This is a genomic window from Paracoccus seriniphilus (assembly GCF_028553745.1).
Lineage (GTDB): Bacteria > Pseudomonadota > Alphaproteobacteria > Rhodobacterales > Rhodobacteraceae > Paracoccus > Paracoccus seriniphilus.
The window spans coordinates 211,478-227,422 of the sequence record NZ_CP067131.1; the positions used below are offsets into that span (position 1 = coordinate 211,478).

Below are 15,945 nucleotides of genomic sequence, written 5' to 3' on the forward strand. Positions count from 1 at the left end.
CAACGCAGTAAGGCCGCGATGCACCACAAGTGACGGTGCGGGCGCGTCGGCGATTTGGTCAGGGAAGATGCGACGAAGGGGCGCGCGACTGTCAGCGGGGCATGGGGCCTGCGGCATCCCGTGCGGCTTGGGGCGGCGAAAAGCTGGCGGTCATGCGCAGCCCCGGCATGTTGTCCGAGATGACCAGTGTTGCGCCATGAAGATCGGCGATGGCCTTGACCATGGACAGCCCCAGCCCGTGGCCCTGGCTGCTGCGGCTCTGTTCGCCACGATAGAAACGGCGGAACAGCTTTTCGCGATCACCCGCAGGAATGCCCGGGCCATTGTCAGAGACCCAGAAACCGACCCCAGCGGCCCCCGCCGTCGTGCCGATTTCGATCCGCGACCCGGAAGGGCTGTGTCGCAGGGCGTTTTCAAGCAGATTTGCCGCCATCTGCATCAACAGATTGCGGTCCCCGAAGACGGTTGTCGGTTCCGGGGCCGATACCATGCACAGGCTTTGCCTCGCCTCTTCGGCGGCCGGTTCGAATGCCTCGAACACGGTCTCGACGATCTGGTTCAGATCGACCTCGGCAAAACGCTCGCGCCGCTCGCCTGCCTCGATCTGGGCAATGCGCAGCAGCGCGTTGAAGGTCGAGATGATCTCCTCGGTTTCGCGCAGCGCGGCGCTTGCGTCCTCGGGGTCGGGCGGATTGCGCGTCTCCATGCGCTCCAGCCGCTGGCGCAGACGTTGCAACGGGGTGCGCATGTCATGGGCGATGTCATTCGAGATCTGCTGTTGGCTTTCCAGCAGCGCCTGCAGGCGATCCAGCGTGGCATTGATGCGCGAGGATACCCAGGCCAGATCGTCCCGCGCCCCACCCCGGTCAGGCACACGCGCCGTCAGATCGCCATTGGCTGCCTGATCCAGCGTGTCCGAGACCGCGGCAATGCGTGTTTCGGTGATCCGCCCGATCCAGACCCCGGCCAGCAGGCCCAGCCCGATGACAATCACGTAACCTGCGAACAGCACCCCAAGCAGGGCTTCCAGCATCTCGGCAATCAGATGGTCGCCCGATCCTTGCAGCAACAGATAGGGTCCGATCTGCGATTGCAGCAGCCAATAGCCCGACACTTCGATATTACGTGGTGCCGCGATCAGCGCGACATCGCCAACGGGCAAATAGCCTTCGGTCTGATCGGTGGCGATGGCTTGGATGTTCCCGGCGACAATCCTGCCATTCTGATCGGTCAGGCGGAAAATGCGGGATTCCTCGAAATTGATTTCCGTCAGCGTGCCGATCCGGTCGATCAGGGCCTCCGCCCCGTTGCTTTCATAGACGCGGGCCAGAACCCTTGCATCCGAATGCATCCGGTCAGAGATCCAGTCACGCAGTTCGAAATCGGTCATCCAATAGGCACCGAGAAAGATCGTGGCTGACAGGACCGCATAGAGAAAGGAAAACTGCAGCGACAGCCGGAACGAGGTTCGCCGCAATCCGGCGGGCCGGGGTGGCATCCTATGCATGGCAGGAATAGCCCGCGCCGCGCACAGTGTGGATCAGGTCCTGGTCGAATGGTTTGTCGATCTTGTTGCGCAGCCGACTGATATGGGTTTCCACGACATTGGTCTTGGGGTCGAAATGGAAGTCCCAGACCGCCTCCAGCAACATCGTGCGGGTCACGACGCGATCGGCATTCTGCATCAGATAGACCAGCAGCCGGAATTCCCGTGGTTGCAGATTGATCGCCACGCCGGCACGTTTGACGCTGTGCTTGGCAAGGTCCAGTTCCAGATCAGCGACAATCAGACGTGTTGATTGGGTCTGAATCGGCGGACGCCGGGCCAGAGCTGTCAGGCGGGCCGAAAGTTCCGAAAAGGCGAAGGGTTTGACCAGATAGTCATCGGCCCCGGCCTCCAGCCCGTCGACGCGATCATTGACCGCGCCCATTGCACTGAGAAACAGGATCGGCGTTTCGACCTTGGCGCTGCGGATCGCCCGCACCAAGGACAGGCCGTCCAGACCCGGTAGCATCCTGTCCACGACCATGACGCTGAAATCGCTGTCCAGCGCACTGAACAGCCCCTGTTTGCCGTCCGCCGCATGTTCAAAGACATGCCCCATCGCCTGCAGGCTAGAGCAGATGTAATCCGCCGTTTCGGCATCATCTTCGACGACCAGAACGCGCATGTTTCGCAACTCCGTTGGTCCGCATGTCATAGCCTATCCCACCTTATGCGGCCATCATTGAAAGATTACGGATTGGTATAGAAACGCCCACGCTGCGACGATTCCGCCGACGCTAGACCACGATCAGAACAAGAGTTGGATCGAACCATGGTTGCGTTGGAACGGGATTTCACATCTGGCCGGAACCGCCTGTCGCGGATGTTGCCCTTTGCCATCGGCAGGACCGACAGGCGTTTTCTGGTCGCGATGCTGCTGGCCTTGATCGGAATCAGGCTGCTGGTGATCCTGTGGCTGCCGGTGACGGATACCACCGAAGCCCGTTATATCGAGATCGCTCGCAAGATGCTGGCCTCGGGCGATTGGATCAACCCGCAATTCGATGTCGGCGTGCCATTCTGGGGCAAGCCTCCGCTGCATACATGGCTGTCTGCCCTTGGCATGAAGCTGTTCGGGGTCGGCTATTTCGGCGCGCGCATCCTGATCTTTCTGACCGCGATTGCCACGGGGTTGCTCTGTCTGGGTTGGGTCCGTCGCGACCGGGGTCTTGATCAGGGACTGGTGGCGGTTGCTGTCATGGGCTCTTCACTGCTGTTCTTTGGCGCTTCGGCCTTCGTGATGACCGATATGGTCATGGTGATGGGCACCACGCTTGGCATGATCGCCTTTTACCGAAGCGTGCAGAACACGCGGGATCGCCGGCTTTGGGGGCATCTGTTTTTCCTCAGTCTGGCCATCGGCTTGCTGGCCAAGGGACCGGTGGCCGTGGTGTTGACAGGCATTCCGCTGTTTCTGTGGCTGCTGATCGGCAATCGCTGGCATCTGCTGCGCGGCCTGCCATGGAAAAACGGCCTGCTGCTGATGGGGATGCTCAGCCTGCCCTGGTATCTGGCGGCCGAGATCAGGACACCCGGTTTTCTGCGCTATTTCATTATTGGCGAACATGTTCAGCGGTTTCTTGCACCGGGCTGGAGTGGCGATCTTTACGGCAATGGACATGTCGAGCCGAAGGGAATGATCTGGCTTTTCGCGATAGGCGCCTTTCTGCCATGGAGCCTGTTTGCCGCGGCGCTGCTGTTGCGGTCGCGGGCGGTCGCGGTGGTGCTGCGCCGCGATGATCAAGGATGGTATTCCTATCTGGCGTTCTGGGCGCTGTCGCCGCTGATCCTGTTCACTCCGGCGGCCAATATCCTGCCTGCCTATGCACTGCCCGCACTGCCCCCTGCCGCAATCCTGCTGACCTCGCTTTGGGCCGAGAGTCAGGGCCGTCCGGGACAGGCCACGCGCCTGGCGGTTGGTCTGGTCCTGACTGTCATGGCAGGCCTGTATCTGGGTGTTGCGATCATCGCCCAGGTCGCGCCCGCGAAGCTGACTACGAAGACCGAGCTGATGCTGATCGAAAAACAACGCCAGATCGATCCGGATATGGCGCTGACCTATTGGGGTGGGCGCAGCTATTCGGGCGAATTCTACAGCCGTGGCACGGCAGGTCATGCCAGCGACCCCGGCGAAATCCGCGCTCTGCTGAGCAATCACCGGCGCGATGCCATCGCAGTGCCCTCGCGATTTCTGAGCCAGATCACCACAATCACCGGAACGCATTTTGACGACATGGGAATCTATGGCCGCCGCCATCTGCTTGTCGAAAAGCCGCGCGAGAAAGAAGAACAATGACCAGAAAATCCGCCAATATGGCCCGCATCCGTCCCGTCCCTTCGGTTGCATCCGAACCGGTCCCCGATCTGTCCTTCATCGTTCCGGCCTTCAATGAAGAGGACAATATTGCCGAGACCCTGCGCCGGATCGAGGCCGAGGCCGGGCAACTGGTTGCGCGACATGAAATCATCCTGATCGACGACGGCAGCAGCGACGCAACCTTCGAAACCGCGATTCAGGCGGGCCGAGCGATGCCACTCCGCGTGATCCGGCTGTCGCGCAATTTTGGCAAGGAACAGGCGATCATGGCGGGCTTGCAGGCCTCGAAAGGGGCGGCGGTGGTCATTCTGGATGCCGATCTTCAGGAACCTCTGTGTCATCTGAAAACCATGCTGGAGCATCGCGCCGCAGGCTATGAGATGATCTTTGCGACCCGCGCCCATCGCGCGGATGAGGGGCTGTCCAAGCGGCTGTTCACCCGGCTGTTCTACTGGCTGCTCAATCGCGGTGCAGAGACGGAAATTCCGCCGGACGCCCGTGATTTCCGGCTGATGGACCGCAAGGTGGTGAATGCGCTATGCGCGCTGCCCGAACGCAACCGCTTCATGAAGGGCCTTTACGGCTGGGTAGGTTTCCGCTCGATCGCTGTCCCGATCGAGCTGGAACGGCGTCAGAACGGCACGTCGAAATTCGGATTTCGTGGTTTGATGCGCCTTGGCATGACCGGCATGACCTCTTTCACTAACTGGCCGTTGCGGGTCTGGACCGGGATCGGTTTTGCCATTGCGGCGCTGGCAATCCTCTATGGGCTGTGGATCACGGCCCGCACGCTGATTTTCGGCGTCGATGTGCCCGGATGGTCGACCTTGACGGTGGCGATCTTCCTGCTGGGCGGCGTGCAGTTGATCTCGATTGGAGTTCTGGGGGAATATCTGGCACGCATCTTTACCGAGGTGAAGGGCAGGCCGGGATTCATCATCGCCGATGATGTCGTTTCGGCGCCAAGGGGGTTGTGATGCTGGCCCAGTTTCTGCGCTTTGGGCTGGTCGGAGCACTGGCGACCCTGTTGCACATGACCATCGGTGTCACCCTGATTGGCAGCGGTTGGGAGACCTTGTCGGCCAATGTGATTGCTTTTTTCGTGGCTTTTCTGGTCAGCTTTCTGGGCCATTCGGGGTTTTCCTTCCCCGATCACGACATGCCGATGGCCCGCGCGCTGCGGCGCTTTCTTCTGGTGGCTGTCGCCGGTTTCGCGGTCAATGAAATGCTGTTGGCGCTGCTGCTGTGGACCGGCATGGTTACACAAGCCATCGCGCTGGTTGCGGCCACAGGATGCGCGGCGCTGTTCTCCTTTACCGTCAGCCGGAACTGGGCCTTTCGCAAGGCACAGCCCGCGGCGCAGGTCTGGCGCGCATCCTGATTCCGGGCAGCGCTTCCCTGCCACCCGTGGTCCGGGGAAAAATCGGATCGCTCAGGTGATCCGCTCGGCGCGGGGAGTGGACAGAATTTGGTGGTTATGCGGCGCGTTCTCCGTTTGCGGCGGTCAGCCGGCCATCTAAAACTGCAGCCCTTGTGACGGCTACTTGGTGAGCTCCTTTGGGCGACCACCGCATCCTTCTGCACCTTCCCATGCGGGCATTGGCGATGTCATCGACTGACCCTTCGGCATGAGATGACGAGATGGGCAGCCCGTTACGGTATCGTCGACCAGCCGGAGCTCCTTGACCAACCGGTCTTGCAACGTCCGATTGGCCCGTTCGACGCGCCCCCTGGCCTGAGAGCTGTTGGCGCACAGAATCTCGATGTTTAACTCGTTCATGGCACGACTGAATTGGGTCGTCCCGTGACCTGTTTTGGCGCCTTGCCGTGCCACACGGAACAGGGAGTGCTTGTCGGAATGGAATGCGACCGGTTTGCCATGTGACGTCAGGTGCAGATTCAATGCCTCGAAATAGCTGAATGTGTTTTCCGAGGTCACAAACCGCAGTAGCATCAATGTGCTGGTCGCGTCACCGATGAACACCAATAGAGTGCAAGCGGGCCCACGATCTTCGAACCAGCGATGATCAGAGCCGTCGATCCGGATCAACTCGCCCAGACATTCCCGGCGGAGCCGCGGCTGATGGAACGTGCGCCGCTGCTTGCGCGACAACCAAATTCCGGCATCTTGCATTCACTTCCGTTGCGTCTCGCGCGAGACCTTCAGATCGTGGTCTTCTGCTAACTTCTTGGCAGCGAATGTGGGCCCAGAATCGCTATACTTCTCTCTGACCAACGTCACGACGAACTCACGCATGGCCACGGGAACGGGCATCTTCAGCCCTAACGCTGATTTGCGCAACATCCTGTCCGGCCGAGTGACCAAAGCACCCCCGGCGCGATTTTCGCACCGACATCCAGCCTGCTGGAACGCCTCACGCTGAAACAGCTTCAGGAAGCCCTGTCAGGCCGCGACTTCAAGAATCGCACGTGCCGAGGCCTCATCGGTGATCAGGCCTGACAAGCGCCCGCTGCGCAAGACGGCGCGGATGGCCGCAATCTTTTCGCGTCCCCCGGCAATGGCGATAATACGACTGGCAGCGGGACCGTCCAGATCCACCGAGAGGGTGCGACTGCTCAGCCCGGTTTCCAGCACCCGGCCCTCGGCATCAAAGAAATTCCCCAGAATCTCGCCCACACCGCCAGCGGCATTGATCTCGGCAATCTCGTCGGGTTCGATCATCCCCGAAGCCACCAGCTGCGCCGTCGAATCCGCGGGCCCCATGCCGGCAAATTTCAGCGTGGCGCCATTGGACAGGTCAAAGATCTCGCCCACGCCAGGCTGGGCCAGCAAGATCGCGCGGTCAGATTCGGAATTGGCGAAGAAAGGCACCGGCAAGACATGCGCCACGGCACCAGTCTTTTCGGCCAGACTATGCATCACGTCATGCGGGTTCGCGGCGTAATTGCGGGAAAAGCCGCCCAACAAGGACACAAAGCGAATGCCGCGCGCGTCAAGGCGCGGCATCTGCTGGACCGCCGCCGCCAATGTCCGCCCGTGTCCGACGCCGATCACCTTGTGTTCGCCTCGTTCGATCTGACGGCGCAGGAAGGCCGCTCCGGCCAGCCCCAGCGCCCTGAGCGGCAAGCCCTCTTCCCCCAGATCAGGTGCGACCTCGCAGTAATCCAGCCCATAACGGTCGCACAGTTCGGCCTCGAGCTTGGCACAGGCCACGATCTCTCCGTCGATGCTGACCTTGACCGCACCATCCGCGACCGCCCGTGCAATCAACCGGTGGGCCTTGACCGAGGGCACGCCCAGACGCTTGGCCACTGCTGCTTGTGTCAATCCTCCGGCATAGTGCAGCCATGCCGCCCGGATAGACAGGTCTTTCTCGGGATCGGATGTGCCTCGCCGTGCCATTTCGCTTGCCTCATGCCTTCTGCTTGTGATCGGTTGCCCTGCTATAGCGTCACAACCGCAGCTTGTCGCACCCGCTGTCGATATGAGGTGCCCAGAACGCCACGCTCTCGGCGATTTGCGAAATCACCTGCCGGTCATCGGGCTCACGCTCCTTGAAACTGAGTTCCAGACAGATCTCGTTGTCGACCGCCCCGCCCTGCTCCAAGGCCTGCAGCAGTGGTTGCGGCTGGATCCGGCCATGGGCGTTGAATTTGGCTGTAAAGGGGCGATGTCCGCCCTTGTCCATCAGCGATTGCTTGATGTGGATGATCGGACTGACCGGGGGCACCGCCCGCGCCCAGGCATAGGGATCGAAATCATCGGGATTGTCGGAGGTGACATCGCCATGATCGATATCGGCCATCATCCACATCGGCACTGCCATGTCTGCAGCCGTCAGGCGATCCTGCAGCGCCAGACAGCCGGCAATGGTTTCCCCGAATTCCCGGCCAATGCTCATCGGTTCCCAGAACACATAATCCAGCCCGGCGGATTTGGCGTGTTCGGCAACCTCGGCCCAGCAATCGATGGCAATACGGGTCAGATTCTCGCGCCGCACCGGATCGTCAAAATCGCGATAGGTAAAGATCGCGAACTGGGTGCCGACCGATGTACCGCCCAGATCGGCGATGATGTCAGCAAAGGTCTTGAACCAATCGACATAATAGCGCCGCACGTCGCGGTCGGGATGACCGAAGTGATTGAGCCGCCCATAGGGGCCGGTCATGCCGCTTGTGACCCGCACACCGCTGCGCCGCAATGCCGCGCCCATCTGGCGCGTCAGACGACGGACCACCGGGGCAGGCCATGACGGGTTGATGAACTCATGTGTCAGTTGCAGGTCGCGGATCTTCAGATCGCGCGCGACCATATCAATCAGATCGTCGGGATCGGCAAAGCGGTTGACCAGAGGATTGGTGTTCAGGGACAGCGTCAGGGGCATTGTTTTTCCTTAGACCGAAGAGAGCAGATCGGATTGATGAAACCAATCCGCGAACGCCTGACGCTGATCCGCGGTCAGATGCAGATAATGCTTGGTGCGCCGATAGAGGATGTCATCCGGATGGCGCGCCCATTCCCGCGCCACCAGATAGCGGATTTCGGCCTCATACATCTGCCCTCCGAAATGGCGACCCAGATCCTGCAGTGACGTGGCGCCCTTCACAATGTCCCTGGTGCGTGCACCATAGAGACGGCCATAATGCTGCACCAATGCACGTGGCATCCAGGGGTTCAGCTCGCGCAGCAGATTGGCATAGCTTTCGTAATCGGCATTGGCGATTTCACCCCCCGGCAGTGTCGCCTCTTCGGTCCAGTCCGGCCCCATCTGCGGAAAGATCCCGGCCAGCTTGTGCATGCCGCGTTCGGCCAGTTCCCGGAAGGTGGTGATCTTGCCCCCAAAGACGTTCAGCAAGGGCGCGCCCTCGCGGTCTTCCAGATCGAACACATAGTCACGCGTCACCGCCGAAGGGTTGCCCTGCCCGTCATCGAACAACGGCCTGACGCCGGAAAAACTGTGTTCGACATCTTCGCGGCGCAGCTTTTCCTTGAAATAGCGGTTCACGGCATTCAGCAGATAGTCGATTTCCCCCTCATCGGCCGTGACATCCTCGGCGCGACCCTCATAGGCAATATCGGTGGTGCCGATCAGCGCCTTGTCGCCCTCATAGGGGTTGATGAAGATGACCCGCTTGTCGTGGTTCTGAACCAGATAGGCGTTGCTGCCCGACCACCATTTCGGAACGATGATATGGCTGCCCTTGACCAGGCGCACATTGCGCGAGGATTGCGCCCCCGCCACACGCCCGATGACATCCTTCACCCATGGCCCCGCGCAATTGGCGATGCAACGAGCCCAGAAGACACGGATTTCCCCGCTTTCCTCGTCGCGGGTTTCGACACGCCAGATTCCGTTTTCGCGGCGCGCCGCGATACAGGGAGTGCGGGTCAGCACCTCGGCCCCCTTTTCGGCGGCATCCAGCGCGTTCAGAACCACAAGGCGGGCGTCATCGACCCAGCAATCGGAATATTCAAAGCCTTTGACATATTGATCCAGCAGCGGCGCGCCTTCGGGATCGCGGCGCAGGTCCAGCGTGCGTGTCCCCGGCAGCTTCTTGCGCCCCCCCAGGTTGTCGTAGAGGAACAGGCCCAGACGGACCAGCCAGGCCGGACGGTCCTGCGGACTGTGTGGCAGGACGAAGCGCATCGGCCAGATGATATGGGGCGCGGATTTCAGCAGCACCTCGCGTTCGATCAGGGCCTCACGCACAAGGCGGAATTCGTAATACTCCAGATAGCGCAACCCGCCGTGAACCAGCTTGCCTGACCGTGATGACGTGCCCTCGGCAAGATCATCCTTTTCACACAGGACGACCTTCAGCCCCCGCCCTGCCGCGTCACGCGCGATGCCTGCGCCATTGATCCCGCCTCCGATCACGAACAGGTCGATCATGTCGCTGTCAGGGGTCTGTTGTTCGGGCGTCATGTCAATGTCCTTTCGAGAAAGCAGCGCGGGCGGCACTCAGGGCCTGCCAGCCGGGGGCAAGCCCCTGACGCGATGCGGAAAATGCGGGGAACAGCAGGTCATATGCCGCCACCAGTTCGGGATCGGGGGCTTCGGCCTGCCCCAGCAGCGGCGTGACCCATCGGGCCACACAGGCATCCATGTCGGAATAGGCGCCAATGGCCACGGCAGCCATCATCGCGGCTCCGGCGGCGCCGGCCTCGTCACGGGTGGAAACCCGCACCGGCGCATTCAGCGAGGCCGACAGGATCGCGCGCAGCCCCTTGGAACGGGCCGCGCCACCGGTCAGGCGCAGTTCGGAAGGCAACGGCCCCATGGCGCCATAGCAATCGCGCATGGCCATCCCCAGCCCTTCGGCCACGGCCCGGACCAGATCGGGGAAGCGATGGTTGGATGACAGTCCGACAAAGCCTGCCCGCGCGTCAGCATTCACAAAGGGACCACGCTCGCCTGCCTCGGAGATATAGGGATGATAGACGATCTGACCGGGGCGAGATTGCGCCAGCCAGGTTTCGATCCGGCTGACCAGATCACGCGGATCTGTCTGATGCCCCATCTCGGACAGGATATCCGCAGCCATTCCCAGGACCCAGTCCAGATTCAGCGTCGCAGCCATGTTGGTCTGCACCTGCGTGACGATATCGGGAACGGGCAGACAGATCACATAGCCCGTGCCCTCCTTGTTCAGATGCACTTGCTCAGAAGGCATGGCGCGCAGGTGCACCCCGGTCGATCCGACCGTCGAGCAGGCGATATCACCTGCCCCGCCATAGACCCCGGCACCCAGGGCCGTCATGACCATATCCACATAACCAAGGCTGACCGGCGTGCCTGCCAGCAGCCCGGTCTGTGCCGCTGCGCTTTCCGACAGCGGATGGGTTTCTTGCGTGCCGTCAATGATCGTGGGCAGCAGATCGTGGCGATGGGTCAGCCCCAGCGCGTCAATGACCGTTTCATCATAGCTGCGGTTCCGGAAATTTCCGAAGGTAAAGCTGGCCTCGGAGGGATCGGTGGCACGAATGCCGGTCAGATTGAGATACAGCCAGTCCTTGCAATGCAGCGCGACCTCGGCCTGATCCAGAAGCTCAGGCATGTATCGGTCCATATGCGCCATCTGGCTGCCCTGCTGACAGGTGTTCAACCCGGTGCCCGTCGCCTCGAAACGTGCGCGTTCCTTGTTGCTGGCCACCAGCCTTGATACCGTCGGCGCAGCGCGCGCGTCCAGCCACAGCCAGGCATCACCCACAGGACCGTCGCGCCCGACCAGCCATGTGCCATCGCCCTGCGCCGTCACGGAAACCGCTGCCGTGCGCCCTGCCAGATTGTCCATCTTGTCGCCCAGCCCGCGCAGCGCCTCGGCGCAATCCGACCAGGTCTGCGCCAGCGATTGCGTCGCCGATCCGTCAATCGTGGTATCATATCGATTGCGCACTGCAGAAGCCGCCAACTGCTTGCCTGCCAGATCGAAGGCAACTGCCTTGATGACGGATGTTCCCGCATCAATGCCTATCACGATATCTGCGACCATACCCACCCCGGCGTTGCGTGACCCGATCACTATTCTCTTGATCTGGGGCCGTTTTTGCTCCGCCTCGCGGCGGCTCCTCTGGCATGGGGATCCTATAACATGAAAATTCCGCATGGAACGTATTTTTTTACGGACACGGTAATTTTTTTCAGTTAAGTTGAGTTAACAGAGGAGGAGCACCCATGCCTGGATTTGGCCCAAGCGTCATTTGCGATAGCATTCAAACGGCCTGCATGCGTTATTGCGCCTTCACATTCTCGACGGCGCCCCGCGCCTGATTCTTTCCTATCAAGACATCCGAGGCCGTCTCATGACATCAAGCACTGCCCCCGCCCCGAAAGCGCCGGCATCCCCGCGGCGCGGGTTGTATATCAGCGTGGCTCTGGCTGTTCTGGTGTTGGCCGGAATCGCTGTGGACACGACCGTGGTCCATATCGGCTCTGATCAGGACGTGCGCGCCCAGGCATTTTCCCCTGACAGCTACGGCGAATCCGAATTTCCCCGCATCCAGTCCATCGTGAAGGACAAGGCGGTCGATGCCGCAACCCTGGCCCCCGCCGTGCTGGCCGACAAGAAGGCCGCCGCCGAGACCTATGGCACGCCCGCCTCGACCGGCGCGATCATGTTCGTCACCGCGCGCGGCAAGGTTCTGGATGGCAAATCCGGTGTCTACAAGCTGCTAGTCGAAGGCGTGCCCGAGGAAATCACCCTGCGCGTCCAGACCGGCCCGGCGATCAACGGCACCGATCTGCGCGACGCGCCCGGCGATATCGCCTTTGGACAGTTCAAGAACCAGATCGAGTATCAGGACGCCGGTTCGGGCATCAACCGCGCCATGAAGGCGGCTGTGCTGGATGGTCTGGACCTGTCCGACCTGACCGGCAAGACAATCGAGGTGACGGGCACCTTCCGGCTGATCAACCCGAAGAACTGGATGATCACGCCCGTCGAGCTGAAGGTCGAATGAGCATGTCCCAAACCAGCGCTACGTCCCACCGCGGCGAGGTCGTTCTGGCGGCCCGCAATGTCGCCAAGATCTATGGCAACGTCCAAGCCCTGAAAGGCGTGAACTTCGACATCCATCGTGGACAGGTCACCACGCTGTTCGGAGAGAATGGTGCCGGAAAATCGACACTGATGAAGATCCTGTCAGGGGTGATCCAGCCGACGACGGGCGAAATCATCCTTGATGGTCAACCGGTTGCATTCAACAACTCGACAGAAGCGCGCGATCTGGGCATCTCGATCATCCATCAGGAGTTGTCTCTGGCTCCGAACATGTCGGTACGCGACAATATCTTCATGGGCCGCGAGATCATGGGGGCCACCGGCGTCGATTTTGCCGAGGAAGAGCGGCAGACCCGCGCCCTGATGGCCGAACTGGAAGAAGAGATCGACCCGCTGACCCCGGTCGAGGAGTTGCGCCTTGGCCAGCAGCAGATCGTTGAAATTGCCCGCGCGCTTTCGGTGGACAGTCGCATCCTGATCATGGACGAGCCGACCAGCGCCCTTTCGGCCAGCGAGGTCGAGGTGCTGTTCAAGGTGATCCGCGACCTCAAGGCCCGTGGTGTCAGCATCGTCTATATCTCGCACCACCTGGAAGAGGCGTTGACGATCACCGATCATGCGGTCGTCCTGCGCGATGGCGCGATGACCGCCTATGCGCCGCGCGCCGAAATCGATCTGGAATGGATCGTGCGCAACATGGTGGGCGAGAACTATGACCTGGGCAGCCCTCCTGACAGCGACCGGGGTGAGGTCGCCCTGTCGATCCGCGACCTGACCCTGTCCGATCCCGCCGGCGGCTTCAATCTGGTCGATGGCCTGTCGCTGGATGTCCGGGCGGGCGAAATCGTCTGTATCTACGGCCTGATGGGCGCGGGCAGAACCGAGCTTCTGGAAACCTGTGCCGGTCGCCTGCGCGCCAGCAGCGGGCAGATCGTTCTGGAAGGCCGGGAAATCTCTCATCTGTCGATTGCCGAACGCATTGCGCGCGGGCTTGCATTGGTGCCCGAGGATCGCCAACGCGACGGTCTGGTGCAGACCATGTCGGTGGGTGAAAACCTGTCACTGGCCTCGATCTCGCGCTTCACCAAGGGTCTGTTCACGCAGAAGCGGCTTGAGCGCAAGCTGATCGAGGACAGCATTCGCGAAGTCACCGTCAAGACCGCGGGCGGACAGGCGGCCATCGGATCGCTTTCTGGCGGCAACCAGCAAAAGGTCGTCATCGGCAAGATGCTGGCCACCCGGCCACGCGTGATCATGTTGGACGAACCGTCACGCGGGATCGACATCGGCGCCAAGGCCGAGGTGTTCCGGCTGCTGGCCGAGGGCGCGAAAAACGGTCTGGCCGTCATCTATTCGACCTCCGAAGTCAGCGAATGCCTGTCCATCGCGCATCGGATCATCGTCATGCACAAGGGCCGCATTTCGGCCGAATTCGATTCCACCGTCTCCAAGGAAAAGATCATGGCCGCCTCGGGCGAGTCCGTGGCCGCCTGATGGACGAGAGCCAGAGAGTAAACATCATGTCGGACACCACCGCCGCACGCCCCACCGACAAGAAGCGCGATTTCAATATCGCGCGGCTGTTGCTGGAAGGCCGGGCATTCTTTGCATTGATCGCAATCATTGTCGTCTTTTCAATCCTGTCACCCAACTATTTCACGGTCGGAAACTTTCTGATCATGGCCAGCCATGTGGCGATCTATGGCATTCTGGCCATCGGCATGCTGCTGGTGATCCTGAATGGCGGCATCGACCTGTCGGTGGGATCCATTCTTGCCTTTGCAGGGGTCGCAGCCGGGGCCATGATGCAGGGTATCGAGATTCAGGCCATGGGCGTGATCCTCTATCCGCCAGTCTGGGCTGTGGTCGTGCTGACCTGCCTGCTGGGCGCATTGGTCGGGGCCGTCAACGGCGTGCTGATCGCGATCTTCAAGGTTCCGGCCTTCGTGGCAACCCTTGGCGTGATGTATGTTGCGCGGGGCATTGCCCTGCTGATGACGAACGGGCTGACCTACAACAATCTGTCTGGCCGCCCCGAGTTGGGAAATACCGGCTTTGACTGGCTGGGCTTCAACCGGATTGCGGGGGTGCCGATCTCGGTCATCGTATTGGCCCTGCTGGCGGTTCTGGGCGGGCTGATGCTGTCTCGTTCCTCGTTCGGGCGCTGGCTCTATGCCTCGGGCGGCAACGAGCGTGCCGCCGAACTGTCAGGCGTTCCGACGCGGCGGGTCAAGATCACTGTCTATACGTTGTCAGGCATGTTGTCTGCCATCGCGGGTCTGGTCCTGGCCTCGCAGCTGACCTCTGCCGGACCAACCGCCGGTGTCACCTATGAGTTGACCGCAATCGCTGCCGTCGTCATTGGCGGCGCGGCACTGACCGGCGGTCGCGGCACCATGCGCGGCACCATGCTGGGCGCTTTCGTGATCGGCTTTCTGTCGGACGGTCTGGTGATCATCGGAGTGTCCTCCTACTGGCAAACCGTCTTTACCGGCGCGGTCATCGTTCTGGCCGTCCTGATGAATTCGCTTCAATATGGCGGGTCCCGCAAATCCTGACCCGTCACCCCATTCCCGCCCGGCGGCGCCTTACAAGACCGTCGGGCGGAAAGCCTGCCAGATCCATGGCAGTTCCACCAACCCAAGGGAGAGAAACCAAATGTTCAAACTGACGCGCCGCACATTGCTGGCTGCCGCTGCAACCATCCCGCTGATGGCCGGTTCCGCATGGGCCGATGGCCTGATTTCGATCATCGTGAATGATCCGGCAAACCCCTATTGGTTCACCGAGGGCGAGATCGCGAAGAAAACCGCCGAAGAACTGGGTTACTCTGCCAATGTTGCCGCCCATAAAGGCGACACCAATGCCGAAAGCACGCTGGTCGATACCGCCATCACCAATAAATCGGTGGCGATCATTCTGGATCCGGCCAATGCTGACGGTTCGGTCGGCGCCGTCAAGAAGGCCGTCGACGCAGGCATTCCCGTGTTCCTTGTGAATGCGGAAATCAACCAGGAAGGTCTGGCAAAATCGCAGCTGGTCTCGAACAACGCACAGGGTGCGGCCATGGGCGCACAGCAATGGGTCGAATCCGTGGGCGACAGCGGCGACTATGTCGAACTGTTCGGCAACCCTTCGGACAACAATGCCGCGACACGATCGAACGGCTATGAAACCGTGCTGACGCAATATCCCGATCTCAACAAGGTCGGCCAGGAAGTCGCGAACTGGGATCGCACGCAGGGCTATCAGAAAATGCAGTCTCTGCTGCAGGCCAACCCCGACATCACCGGCGTGATATCGGGCAATGACGAAATGGCACTGGGTGCGATCGCGGCGCTGAAAGAGGCCGGCAAGCTGGAACAGGTCAAGGTCGGCGGCTTTGACGGCTCTCCCGATGCGGTCGAGGCGGTGAAGGCCGGCGAGATGCAATATACCGTACTGCAACCCGTCGCGGTGTTCTCGGAAGCCGCCGTCCGTCAGGCCGACAACTTCATCAAGACCGGTGAAACCGGCGTCGAGAGTGAAAAGCAACTGTTCGATTGCCTGCTGATCACCAAGGACAATGTCGATCAGTACAGCGCGGCTTTCGTTCTGGACCAGTAAGACCATCTTGGCG

Annotated in this window: 13 protein-coding genes and 2 pseudogenes; 7 read left to right on the forward strand and 8 right to left on the reverse strand. The window is 61.1% G+C overall.

Annotated features, from left to right (window positions below):
• Positions 1–91 precede the first annotated feature (91 nt).
• The gene (locus tag JHW44_RS17395; RefSeq protein WP_272850364.1) at positions 92–1,498 is read right to left on the reverse strand and encodes a sensor histidine kinase; all 1,407 of its coding nucleotides are present in this window, start codon (positions 1,496–1,498) and stop codon (positions 92–94) included.
• Between the two features lies 1 nt (position 1,499).
• Positions 1,500–2,171, reverse strand: coding sequence for a response regulator transcription factor (locus JHW44_RS17400; protein ID WP_089345838.1), 672 nt, complete (start codon positions 2,169–2,171; stop codon positions 1,500–1,502).
• A gap of 147 nt (positions 2,172–2,318) precedes the next feature.
• Between JHW44_RS17400 and JHW44_RS17405 the strand changes: the two genes are divergently transcribed.
• Genes JHW44_RS17405 through JHW44_RS17415 form a run of 3 tightly spaced genes read left to right on the forward strand, consistent with a single transcriptional unit; the run spans position 2,319 to position 5,244 of the window.
• Positions 2,319–3,842: an ArnT family glycosyltransferase gene (locus JHW44_RS17405; protein ID WP_089345837.1), complete on the forward strand. Its 1,524-nt coding sequence runs from the start codon at positions 2,319–2,321 to the stop codon at positions 3,840–3,842.
• Positions 3,839–4,840, forward strand: coding sequence for a glycosyltransferase family 2 protein (locus JHW44_RS17410; RefSeq protein WP_089345836.1), 1,002 nt, complete (start codon positions 3,839–3,841; stop codon positions 4,838–4,840). The genes JHW44_RS17405 and JHW44_RS17410 overlap by 4 nt, the downstream gene beginning before the upstream one ends.
• Complete coding sequence (locus tag JHW44_RS17415) at positions 4,840–5,244, forward strand: GtrA family protein (RefSeq protein WP_089345835.1); 405 nt, start codon at positions 4,840–4,842, stop codon at positions 5,242–5,244. The genes JHW44_RS17410 and JHW44_RS17415 overlap by 1 nt, the downstream gene beginning before the upstream one ends.
• A 94-nt stretch (positions 5,245–5,338) precedes the next feature.
• On the opposite strand, the pseudogene JHW44_RS17420 reads toward JHW44_RS17415, so the two are convergent.
• The 6 genes and pseudogenes from JHW44_RS17420 to JHW44_RS17445 all read right to left on the reverse strand — a co-directional run.
• Positions 5,339–5,533 (reverse strand): annotated as a pseudogene (locus JHW44_RS17420) (ISKra4 family transposase); the annotation flags it as partial.
• Positions 5,512–6,120: pseudogene (locus tag JHW44_RS17425) on the reverse strand (ISNCY family transposase); the annotation flags it as partial. The pseudogenes JHW44_RS17420 and JHW44_RS17425, both read right to left, overlap by 22 nt.
• 147 nt (positions 6,121–6,267) lie before the next feature.
• On the reverse strand, positions 6,268–7,227 hold the full coding sequence (locus tag JHW44_RS17430) for a sugar-binding transcriptional regulator (RefSeq protein WP_089345834.1): 960 nt from the start codon (positions 7,225–7,227) through the stop codon (positions 6,268–6,270).
• Positions 7,228–7,276: 49 nt separating this feature from the next.
• Entirely contained in the window at positions 7,277–8,209 is a 933-nt protein-coding gene (locus tag JHW44_RS17435) for a sugar phosphate isomerase/epimerase family protein (RefSeq protein ID WP_089345833.1), read from the reverse strand.
• Between the two features lie 9 nt (positions 8,210–8,218).
• A complete protein-coding gene (locus JHW44_RS17440) occupies positions 8,219–9,751 on the reverse strand; it encodes a glycerol-3-phosphate dehydrogenase (RefSeq protein WP_089345832.1) in 1,533 nt (510 codons plus the stop codon).
• A 1-nt stretch (position 9,752) separates the two neighbouring features.
• The gene (locus JHW44_RS17445) at positions 9,753–11,318 is read right to left on the reverse strand and encodes an FGGY-family carbohydrate kinase (protein WP_089345831.1); all 1,566 of its coding nucleotides are present in this window, start codon (positions 11,316–11,318) and stop codon (positions 9,753–9,755) included.
• Between the two features lie 310 nt (positions 11,319–11,628).
• Between JHW44_RS17445 and JHW44_RS17450 the strand changes: the two genes are divergently transcribed.
• The 4 genes from JHW44_RS17450 (at position 11,629) to JHW44_RS17465 (ending at position 15,932) form a co-directional block, all read left to right on the forward strand.
• On the forward strand, positions 11,629–12,285 hold the full coding sequence (locus tag JHW44_RS17450; RefSeq protein WP_089345830.1) for a DUF2291 family protein: 657 nt from the start codon (positions 11,629–11,631) through the stop codon (positions 12,283–12,285).
• Positions 12,286–12,287: 2 nt separating this feature from the next.
• Positions 12,288–13,820: a sugar ABC transporter ATP-binding protein gene (locus JHW44_RS17455; RefSeq protein WP_089345829.1), complete on the forward strand. Its 1,533-nt coding sequence runs from the start codon at positions 12,288–12,290 to the stop codon at positions 13,818–13,820.
• A 26-nt stretch (positions 13,821–13,846) separates the two neighbouring features.
• A complete protein-coding gene (locus JHW44_RS17460) occupies positions 13,847–14,884 on the forward strand; it encodes an ABC transporter permease (RefSeq protein ID WP_089345828.1) in 1,038 nt (345 codons plus the stop codon).
• 100 nt (positions 14,885–14,984) lie between these two features.
• The gene (locus JHW44_RS17465) at positions 14,985–15,932 is read left to right on the forward strand and encodes a D-ribose ABC transporter substrate-binding protein (protein ID WP_089345827.1); all 948 of its coding nucleotides are present in this window, start codon (positions 14,985–14,987) and stop codon (positions 15,930–15,932) included.
• Positions 15,933–15,945: the final 13 nt, after the last annotated feature.

Coding starts and splice junctions, on each gene's coding strand:
- JHW44_RS17395 (WP_272850364.1), bottom strand. CDS start 1,498: ATGCCACCCCGGCCCGCCGGATTGCGGCGAACCTCGTTCCGGCTGTCG.
- JHW44_RS17400 (WP_089345838.1), bottom strand. CDS start 2,171: ATGCGCGTTCTGGTCGTCGAAGATGATGCCGAAACGGCGGATTACATC.
- JHW44_RS17405 (WP_089345837.1), top strand. CDS start 2,319: ATGGTTGCGTTGGAACGGGATTTCACATCTGGCCGGAACCGCCTGTCG.
- JHW44_RS17410 (WP_089345836.1), top strand. CDS start 3,839: ATGACCAGAAAATCCGCCAATATGGCCCGCATCCGTCCCGTCCCTTCG.
- JHW44_RS17415 (WP_089345835.1), top strand. CDS start 4,840: ATGCTGGCCCAGTTTCTGCGCTTTGGGCTGGTCGGAGCACTGGCGACC.
- JHW44_RS17430 (WP_089345834.1), bottom strand. CDS start 7,227: ATGGCACGGCGAGGCACATCCGATCCCGAGAAAGACCTGTCTATCCGG.
- JHW44_RS17435 (WP_089345833.1), bottom strand. CDS start 8,209: ATGCCCCTGACGCTGTCCCTGAACACCAATCCTCTGGTCAACCGCTTT.
- JHW44_RS17440 (WP_089345832.1), bottom strand. CDS start 9,751: ATGACGCCCGAACAACAGACCCCTGACAGCGACATGATCGACCTGTTC.
- JHW44_RS17445 (WP_089345831.1), bottom strand. CDS start 11,318: ATGGTCGCAGATATCGTGATAGGCATTGATGCGGGAACATCCGTCATC.
- JHW44_RS17450 (WP_089345830.1), top strand. CDS start 11,629: ATGACATCAAGCACTGCCCCCGCCCCGAAAGCGCCGGCATCCCCGCGG.
- JHW44_RS17455 (WP_089345829.1), top strand. CDS start 12,288: ATGTCCCAAACCAGCGCTACGTCCCACCGCGGCGAGGTCGTTCTGGCG.
- JHW44_RS17460 (WP_089345828.1), top strand. CDS start 13,847: ATGTCGGACACCACCGCCGCACGCCCCACCGACAAGAAGCGCGATTTC.
- JHW44_RS17465 (WP_089345827.1), top strand. CDS start 14,985: ATGTTCAAACTGACGCGCCGCACATTGCTGGCTGCCGCTGCAACCATC.